The sequence below is a fragment of the Zoogloea sp. genome (genome assembly GCF_030157465.1).
GTDB lineage: Bacteria > Pseudomonadota > Gammaproteobacteria > Burkholderiales > Rhodocyclaceae > Zoogloea.
The window spans coordinates 1-9396 of sequence record NZ_JAOAUU010000146.1 but is presented as its reverse complement, the minus strand read 5'-3'; the positions used below and the strand labels follow the sequence as shown (position 1 = coordinate 9396).

General features: G+C 68.8%; 6 protein-coding genes. All 6 read left to right on the top strand.

Going from position 1 to position 9396, the window contains the following annotated elements:
* Positions 1-3275, top strand: a 3275-nt coding sequence (gene recB / locus Q1W26_RS17895; protein ID WP_300442938.1) for an exodeoxyribonuclease V subunit beta, incomplete at its 5' end; no start/stop codon positions are given.
* The gene (recD, locus tag Q1W26_RS17890) at positions 3272-5314 is read left to right on the top strand and encodes an exodeoxyribonuclease V subunit alpha (RefSeq protein WP_300442937.1); all 2043 of its coding nucleotides are present in this window, start codon (positions 3272-3274) and stop codon (positions 5312-5314) included. The genes recB and recD, both read left to right, overlap by 4 nt.
* A 46-nt stretch (positions 5315-5360) precedes the next feature.
* Positions 5361-5621: a hypothetical protein gene (locus tag Q1W26_RS17885; protein WP_300442935.1), complete on the top strand. Its 261-nt coding sequence runs from the start codon at positions 5361-5363 to the stop codon at positions 5619-5621.
* Between the two features lie 73 nt (positions 5622-5694).
* A complete protein-coding gene (locus Q1W26_RS17880; RefSeq protein WP_300442933.1) occupies positions 5695-6162 on the top strand; it encodes a formate dehydrogenase subunit gamma in 468 nt (155 codons plus the stop codon).
* Complete coding sequence (locus tag Q1W26_RS17875; RefSeq protein WP_300442931.1) at positions 6159-7700, top strand: NADH-quinone oxidoreductase subunit NuoF; 1542 nt, start codon at positions 6159-6161, stop codon at positions 7698-7700. The genes Q1W26_RS17880 and Q1W26_RS17875 overlap by 4 nt, the downstream gene beginning before the upstream one ends.
* 11 nt (positions 7701-7711) lie before the next feature.
* Positions 7712-9396 (top strand): molybdopterin-dependent oxidoreductase (locus Q1W26_RS17870; protein ID WP_300442929.1); only part of this gene is annotated, 1685 nt, incomplete at its 3' end.

Below are 9396 nucleotides of genomic sequence, written 5' to 3'. Positions count from 1 at the left end.
AGGCCGCCGTATCCACGATTCACGGCTGGTGCAACCGCATGCTGCGCGAGCACGCGTTCGACAGCGACAGCCTGTTCACCCAGCGTCTCGAAACCGACCAGGACGAACTGCTCGCCGAAGTCGTGCGCGACTACTGGCGCAGCTTCATGTATCCACTGGACCCGCCTGGCGCGCGCCAGGTCATCGACTGGTGGGCCTCGCCCGAAGCCCTTCAGGGCGACCTGAAAAACCTGCTGAGTCACGTGGACATGTTGCCCGCAGTGGCCGCGCCGGCCGCTGCCATGGAGACAATCCGGCTCGAGACGCAGCGCCGCATCGCGGCCCTTAAAGCCCCGTGGCAAACCTGGCTGGACGAGTTGCAGGCGCTGCTCGATGCCGCCCGCGACAAGAAGCTCTTCAACGGAAGCAAGCTCAAGAAGAACAACTACGATGCCTGGCTGACCGCCATCAAGGCCTGGCGCGACGACGCCGCGCAGATCTCGCCAGCGCTGAGCGAAGCCGCGTGGAGCCGCCTGAGCCCCGAAGGCCTTGCCGAAGTCTGGAAGCCCGAAGCCCCGCTGCCGGATCACCCGGCCCTTGCCGCCATGCGCCGGATGGCCGACGAACTGGCCACGCTGCCCGACGCCCGCCACGACGTGCTGCGCCATGCCGCCCGCTGGGTGGCCGGGCGCTTTGCCGACGAGCAGGCGCGGCGTGCCCAGATGGGCTTCAATGATCTGCTCACCCGCCTCGATGCCGCGCTTTCCGGCCCCAACGCCACGCGCCTCGCCGAGGTGATCCGCGCCCAGTATCCGGTGGCGCTGATCGACGAATTCCAGGATACCGATGCCGTCCAGTACCGCATCTTTGACACCATCTACCGCATCGCCGACAACAACGAGGCCGGCGCGCTGGTGCTGATCGGCGACCCCAAGCAGGCGATCTACGCCTTCCGCGGCGCCGACATCTACACCTATCTTGCCGCCCGTGCCGCCACTGCCGGGCGCCACTACACCCTGCGCCGCAACTTTCGTTCGACCGATGCCATGGTGGCGGCCACCAACCGCTGCTTCGCGCTGGCCGAAAGCCGTCAGGCGGGCGAGGGCGCCTTCCTGTTTCGCACGCCGGCCGGCAACCCGGTTCCCTTCTTTGCCGCCGAGGCCAAGGGGCGCAAGGACGCGCTCCACGCAAACGGTGCGCCCCTCCCGGCCCTGAGCGTCTGGTGCTTGCCGCCGCCTGACGACGGCAAGGCCCTCGCCAAGGGCGCCTACCTCGAAACCATGGCCGACATCTGCGCCACCGAAATGGTGCGCCTGCTTAACCTGGGCCAGCGGGGCGAGGCGGGATTCGCCGCTGAGGGAGCCCTTCGGCCCCTGCGCCCGGCCGACCTGGCGGTGCTGGTCAACAACCGCAACGAAGCCGACACCCTTCGCGCTGCGCTCTCCCGCCGCGGCGTGCGCAGTGTTTATCTCTCGGAAAAGGATTCCGTCTTCCGTCGCCCCGAAGCCGTCGAGCTTCAGCACTGGCTCGCCGCCTGTGCCGAGCCGGACGATGGCCGCGCCCTGCGCGCCGCGCTGGCAACGCCCACCCTCGGCCTCGACTGGGCGGCTCTCGACCGGCTCAACCACGACGAAATCGCCTGGGATGATTACGTGCTGCAGTTTCGCGCCTACCGGGACTGCTGGCGTCGCCAGGGCGTGCTGCCCATGCTGCGCCGCCTGCTCAACGATTTCCGGGTGCCGGCCCGCCTGCTGGCCGGCGGCGGTGCGGGCGAGCGCAGCCTCACCGACCTGCTGCACCTGGCCGAACTGCTGCAGCAGGCCAGCAGCCTGCTCGATGGCGAACACGCGCTGATCCGCCACTTGGCCGAGCAGCGCCGCGAGGAAGGCACCGGCGACGCCCGTCAGATCCGCCTCGAGAGCGACGCCAACCTGGTGCAGGTGGTTACCGTGCACAAATCCAAGGGCCTCGAATATCCGCTGGTTTTTCTGCCTTTTGCCTGCGCCTTTCGCGCCACCAAATCCACCGACCTGCCGCTCAAGTGGCACGATGAATCCGGCCATCTTCAGCTGGCCCTGGCCGACGACGGCACGCTGCTCGAGCGGGCCGACCACGAACGCCTTGGCGAAGACCTGCGCAAGTTCTACGTCGCGCTCACCCGCGCCCGCTACGCCACCTGGATCGGCGCCGCACCCGTCGACAGGCTGGAGCGCAGCGCCTTCGGCTACCTGATCGGCGATGGCCTTGCCGCCGGCGTCGCAGCGCTGGCCGCAGACTGCGCCGAAATCGCCGTGATCGACGCGCCGCAGGTCACCGCCGAGCCCTACGTCGCCCACGACCATGCCGTGATCGAAGGCGCCGCCCGCAGCCCGCTGCGCACGGTGCGCGAAAACTGGTGGATCGCCAGCTATTCGGCCCTGCACACCGCCGCAGCCGAGGCGGGCGCCGAACCCGGTGCCGACACCCCGGCCGAGGACGTTTTCCGCGAAGCGGCCGCAGCCCACGACATTGCCGCGACGCCGGTCGCTGACACCCCGGCCGGGCCGTCGCTGGGGCCGCTGCATGGTTTTCCCCGCGGCGCGGCGGTGGGCACTTTTCTCCACGAACTCCTCGAATGGGCCGCCGCCCAGGGCTTTGGCCGACTGCTCGAATCACCCGGCCTGCTGCGTGACGCCGTCGCCCGGCGCTGTGCGGTGCGTGGCTGGGAAGCCTGGATCGAACCCTTGTGCCGCTGGATGCAGGATTTTCTGCAGCTACCTATGGGCGCCGAAGGGCTAGCGCCGTTTGCGCTTGCCGGTGCTTCCAGCCTGGTGGCCGAAATGGAATTCTGGATCGCCGTGCATGATCTGGATCTCACCGTCCTCGACGCCCTGGTGCGCCGCCACACCTGCGGCGGCCTCGAGCGTCCGCCGCTCAAGCCCGGTCAGCTCAACGGCATGCTCAAGGGCTTCATCGATCTGGTTGTCGAACACGACGGGCGTTATTACGTCATCGACTACAAATCCAACTGGCTCGGCCCGGACGACGCCGCCTACACGGCGGCCGCCATGCAGGATGAAATCCTCTCCAAGCGCTACGAGCTGCAATACGTGCTCTACCTGCTGGCCCTCCATCGCCTGCTCAAGCTGCGCCTGCCCGATTACGATTACGACCGGCACATGGGCGGCGCGCTCTATCTTTTCCTGCGTGGCGCCCACGCGCCAAGCCGCGGCCTTCACGCCGAACGCCCGCCCCGCGCGCTCATCGAATCCCTCGACCACCTGTTTACCCGCGCCAAAACCACGGAGGCCGCATGAACCCAGCCTTTCCCTCCGACTCGGCGGCCATGCTCGCCCTCATCGACCGCTGGGTGCAATTCGGCTGGCTGCGGGCGCTCGATGCGGCGTTTGCCGCCTTCCTGGTGCGCGAAGTGCATGACGCACCGCCGCTGTTGATCCTCGCCGCGGCGCTGGCCAGCCATCAGCTTGGTCGCGGCCACGCCTGCCTCGATCTGGCCGACACCCTGCGGGACCCCGGTTTTGCGCTGTCACTGCCGCCTGAAGGGGGCGAATCCGGCGCCGGTGAGGTTCCGCCGCTGCCTGCCGCGGTGCTCGACGGCCTCGGTCTCGCCACCTGGCAGGCCGCCCTGGTGCACCCGCAACTGGTTGCCAGCGGGGCCGGGGAGACGCCGCTGGTGTGCATCGGCCAGCGGGTTTACCTGCGCCGCTACTGGCAATACGAACAATCGGTGCGCGCCGGCATCGACGCCCGCCTGGCCACGGCGCCGGATTTGCCGGCCGATGCCCTGCGCGCAGCGCTGGATGTGCTGTTTCCGCCGGCAGCCAATCTTCCCGGCCCGGACTGGCAGAAGCTGGCCTGCGCGCTGGCCGCCCGCAGCGCCTTTGGCGTGGTCACCGGCGGCCCGGGCACCGGCAAGACAACCACCGTCGTGCGCCTGCTCGCCGTGCTGCAGGCGCTCGCGCTGGCCGGCACTCCGGCCCGTCCGCTGCGCATCCGCCTCGCCGCGCCCACTGGCAAGGCGGCGGCACGGCTCAACGAATCCATCGCCGGCGCCGTCGCGAGGCTGCCGCTGGACGGCCTGCCCGATCCCGACGCCGTCCGCGCGGCCATTCCGGTGGACGTGACGACCCTCCACCGCCTGCTCGGCAGCCGCCCTGACACCCGTCACTTCCGACACCACGCGGGCAACCCCTTGCCGGTGGATGTGCTGGTGGTGGACGAGGCCTCGATGGTCGACCTCGAAATGATGGCCGCCGTGCTCGCGGCCCTGCCAACCGGAGCGCGCCTCGTGCTGCTGGGCGACAAGGACCAGCTCGCGTCGGTCGAAGCCGGCGCCGTGCTCGGCGAGCTGTGCCGCCGCGCCCAGCAGGGGCACTACACGCCGGACACCGCCGCTTGGCTCGCCGCCATCACGGGCCAGGCGATCGACGCCCGCCTCACCGACCCCGCCGGCACGCCCCTCGACCAGGCCGTGGCCATGCTGCGCCACAGCCACCGCTTCAGCGGCGACAGCGGCATCGGCCAGCTTGCGGCGGCGGTCAATGCCGGCAGCGTGGATGCCGTGCGCAAAGCCCTTGGCCACGGCTATGCCGACCTGGCCCGCGTGGCGCTCGGCGACGAGGGCGAGCGCGCGTTGCGGCGCCTCGTTGTCGATGGCGAGAGCGGCACGCCGCGCCGGATTCCGCACGGCGAAGCGCCGCCACGCGGCTACCGCCACTACCTGCACACCCTCGAAGTCACGCGCCCCCAGGCCGGCGCCTCACAGGCCGCCATCGACGACTGGGCGCGCGGCGTGCTGGCCGCCCACGGCCAGTTTCAGCTCTTGTGCGCCTTGCGCCGCGGCCCCTGGGGCGTCGAAGGCCTCAACCCGCGCATCGCCGGCTGGCTTCGCGAAAGCGGCCTGATTCCTGCGGCGGAAGGCTGGTACGCCGGCCGGCCGGTGCTCGTCACCCGCAACGACTACGGCCTCGGGCTGATGAACGGCGACATCGGCATCACTTTCGAGCTGCCCGTCGCCACCGGCTCCGGCCCGCTCCGGGTGGCCTTTCCGGCGGGCGACGGCAGGGGCGGCATCAAATGGGTGCAGCCCAGCCGCCTGCAGGCGGTGGAAACCGTGTACGCGCTGACGGTGCACAAATCCCAGGGTTCGGAATTTGCCCACTGCGCGCTTTTGCTGCCGGACAAGCTCAACCCCATCCTCACGCGGGAGCTGGTCTACACCGGCATTACGCGGGCCAAACGCTGGTTCACGCTGGCCGATGCGGCCGGCTCGCTGGTGCTTGAAAGAGCGGTGGAGCGGCGGGTGCTGCGGGTGTCGGGCCTGATGGAGGGCTAGGCCGAAAAGGGCTGCACCCAGGGCCGCTTACGCCGGCGCCTGCCTGTTGCTGGTCGAGGACGAGCCGATCAACCAGGAGGTTTCGCTGTGCCTGCTGGAGGACGGCGTCCAGGCCATCGAAATAGCCCGGCAGGCCTGCCTTGCCGCCGGCATGAACGACCACATCCCCAAGCCCATCGACCCTGACAATTTCTACGAGTCGCTGATCCGGTGGCTGGAGGTTTCGCGCAGGCAGGCGTCCAGACAAGTGGCTGCGCCGGCGGGCCGGTGCATGAAGTTGACACCGTCGCGCAGCCGCCACGGGTAGTATCTTCACCGCTGTTTACGCCGTAGCCCCGATCAATCCCGCTGCCCGCCCGCAGCGCCCGGACGAGCTTGTCATGACCCGTTCAGAACTCCTCCATCGCCTGATCGCCGCCCACCCGCCGCGACAGGATTCGCTGTTGCCGATTCTCCATTCCATCCAGGATGAGCTGGGCTGGGTGCCGCCGGAAGCCACGGAGCCGCTTGCCCGGGCGCTGAATCTCTCGAGGGCCGAGGTTCATGGCGTGATCAGTTTCTACCCGCACTTGCGCAGCGTGCAGCCGGGGCGCCACGTGCTCCAGCTGTGTCGCGCCGAGGCCTGCCAGGCGCGGGGCAGCGCAGCGCTGGAGGCCCACGTCCGGGCCCGGCTCGGCATCGGTTTCCACGAAACCTCCGCCGACGGCGTGATCAGCCTCGAACCGGTGTATTGCCTCGGAAACTGTGCCTGCGGGCCGTCGCTGCGGGTGGGCGACGAAATCGTCGGGCGGGTTGACGCAAGCCGCTTCGATGCCTTGCTGGTGGCTTTGCAGGAGGACTTGGCATGACGGTTCGCGTTTTTGTACCCGCCGATTCGTCGGCCCTGGCGGTGGGCGCCGGAGAAGTCGCCCTTGCCATTGCCGCCCAGGCCGCCGCCCGCGGCAGTGCCATCGAACTGGTGAGAAACGGCTCCCGCGGCCTGTCATGGCTCGAGCCGCTGGTTGAAGTGGCGACGCCTGCCGGCCGCGTGGCCTACGGGCCGGTGACGGTGGCGGACGTGCCTGGCCTGCTGGATGCGGGCTTTCTTGCCGGCGCGGATCATCCTCTGGCCCTGGGGCTCACCGACGAGATTCCGTATCTCAAGAAGCAGGAGCGGCTCACCTTTGCCCGCGTCGGCGTCACCGATCCGCTGTCGCTGGCCGATTACACCGCCCACGGCGGTTTCGCGGGGCTCCGGGTTGCGCTGTCGCTCACGCCCGGCGAAATCGTCGCGGCCGTCACCGAATCGGGCCTGCGCGGTCGGGGCGGCGCGGCCTTTCCGGCCGGCATCAAGTGGCAGACGGTGCTGGCCGCCGCCGGTGACGAGAAGTACGTGGTGTGCAACGCCGACGAAGGCGATTCGGGCACCTTTTCCGACCGCCTGCTGCTTGAAGGCGACCCCTTCTGCCTCATCGAAGGCATGCTCATCGCCGGGCTCGCGGTGGGCGCCCGCAAGGGCTACATCTACCTGCGCTCCGAATACCCCCATGCTTGGAAAACGCTCAATGCCGCGATCCTGCGGGCCCGTGAAGCCGGCCTGCTCGGCGACGACGTGCTCGGCTCCGGCCGCGCCTTCGACATCGAAGCGCGCCTTGGTGGCGGCGCCTACATCTGCGGCGAAGAAACCGCGCTGCTCGAAAGCATCGAGGGCCGGCGCGGCCAGGTGCGCGCCAAGCCGCCGCTGCCGGCAATCAAGGGCCTGTTCGGCAAGCCGACGGTGATCAACAACCTGATCACCCTGGCCAGCGTGCCGATCATTCTCGCCAGGGGAGCCGCCTTTTACCGGGACTACGGCATGGGCCGCTCGCGGGGCACGCTGCCTTTCCAGCTGGCCGGCAACGTGCTCTGCGGCGGGCTGGTCGAAAAGGCCTTCGGACTGACACTCGACGAGTTGCTGAATGATTTTGGCGGGGGCACCGCCAGCGGGCGGCCGATCCGTGCGGTGCAGGTGGGCGGCCCGCTGGGCGCCTATGTGCCGGCGCAGGATTTCGATCTGCCCCTCGATTACGAAGCCTTTGCCGCCCGCGGTGCGATGCTTGGCCACGGCGGGCTGGTGGTGTTCGACGACACGGTGGACATGGGTCGCATGGCCCGTTTTGCGATGGAATTCTGCGCCGCCGAATCCTGCGGAAAATGTACCCCGTGCCGCATCGGCTCGACCCGTGGCGTCGAGGTCATCGACCGTATCCTCGCCGGCGAGGATCACGGCACCAACCTGCCGCTGCTCGAAGACCTGTGCACCCTGATGATCGACGGCTCGCTGTGTGCCATGGGCGGCATGACGCCGTATCCGGTGCTTTCTGCGCTCAAGCATTTTCCGGCCGATTTCGGCCTTGCCGACAAATAAGGAGCGCTGCCGTGGCCTGTCAGTGTCAGTCTGATTTCGGTACGCCCGCCAGCGACTCCGGCAGCCGGGTTTCGCTGCTCATCGATGGCCGTCAGGTCAGCGCGCCGGCGGGCAGTTCGGTGATGCGCGCCGCCCTTGAAGCCGGCATCCCGATCCCCAAGCTGTGTGCGACCGATCAGCTCGAAGCCTTTGGCTCGTGCCGCCTGTGCCTGGTGCAGGTGGAAGGCCGTCGCGGCTATCCGGCCTCATGCACGACGCCGGTGGAGGAGGGCATGAAGGTGAGCACCCAGTCGCCCCACCTTGCCAGGCTGCGCCGGGGCGTGATGGAACTCTACATTTCCGACCACCCCCTCGATTGCCTCACCTGCTCGGCCAACGGCAACTGCGAGTTGCAGGACATGGCCGGCGTCGTCGGCCTGCGGGAGGTGCGCTATGGCCTCGCCGGAGACAATCACTTCGACGCCGCCCACGCCGCGCCGAAGGATGAATCCAACCCCTATTTCAGCTTCGAGCCGGCCAAGTGCATCGTGTGCAGCCGCTGCGTGCGGGCCTGCGAGGAAGTGCAGGGCACGTTTGCGCTGACCATTGCCGGCCGCGGTTTCGACTCGAAGGTGACGGCCGGCGCCGGGGAAACTTTTCTGGGCTCGGAATGCGTGTCTTGCGGCGCCTGCGTGGCGGCCTGCCCGACCGCCACGCTCACTGAAAAATCCCTGATCGAGGCCGGCCAGGCCCAAACGAGCGTGATCACCACCTGCGCCTATTGCGGCGTGGGCTGCAGCTTTCGCGCCGAGGTCAAGGGCAGCGAGGTGGTGCGCATGGTTCCGGATAAATCCGGCGGCGCCAACGCCGGCCACGCCTGCGTGAAAGGCCGTTTTGCGTGGGGCTACGCAACCCACCCCGACCGCATCAGGACGCCGATGATCCGCGCCAGCATCGATGCCCCCTGGCGCGAAGTGTCGTGGGACGAAGCGCTGGCCTACGCCGCCAGCGAGTTCAAACGCATCCAGGCCAGGTACGGCCGGCTTGCGGTGGGCGGCATCACCTCGTCCCGCTGCACCAACGAGGAAACCTATCTGGTGCAGAAACTGGTGCGCACCGCCTTCGGCAACAACAACGTCGATACCTGCGCCCGGGTCTGCCATTCGCCCACGGGCTACGGCCTCAAGCAAACCCTGGGCGAATCGGCCGGCACGCAGGATTTTGAATCGGTGCTGTCGGCCGACGTGATCGTCGTGATCGGCGCCAACCCCACCGATGGCCATCCGGTGTTCGGTTCGCTGCTCAAGCGGCGCCTGCGCGAAGGGGCGCGCCTGATCGTCATCGACCCGCGCGCCATCGATCTGGTGCGCACGCCCCACGTGGCCGCCGCCCATCACCTGGCCCTTCGGCCCGGCACCAATGTGGCGATGATCAACGCGCTGGCGCACGTCATCGTCAGCGAAGGGCTGGTCGATGAGGATTTCGTGGCCAGTCGCTGCGAGCCGGAAGCCTTTGCCGCGTGGCGCAATTTTGTGCTGCAGCCCGAGAACAGCCCCGACGTCGTCGCCGGCATCACGGGGGTGCCTGCCGAGGCGATCCGCGCCGCGGCCCGTCTTTATGCCGCTGCGGGCAACGGGGCGATTTACTACGGACTCGGCGTCACCGAGCACAGCCAGGGCTCGACGATGGTGATGGGCATCGCCAACCTCGCGATGGC

What these genes read in the sequence shown, in the direction of transcription:
- recD (WP_300442937.1), top strand. Translation starts at nt 3,272, where the DNA reads ATGAACCCAGCCTTTCCCTCCGACTCGGCGGCCATGCTCGCCCTCATC.
- Q1W26_RS17880 (WP_300442933.1), top strand. Translation starts at nt 5,695, where the DNA reads ATGACCCGTTCAGAACTCCTCCATCGCCTGATCGCCGCCCACCCGCCG.
- Q1W26_RS17875 (WP_300442931.1), top strand. Translation starts at nt 6,159, where the DNA reads ATGACGGTTCGCGTTTTTGTACCCGCCGATTCGTCGGCCCTGGCGGTG.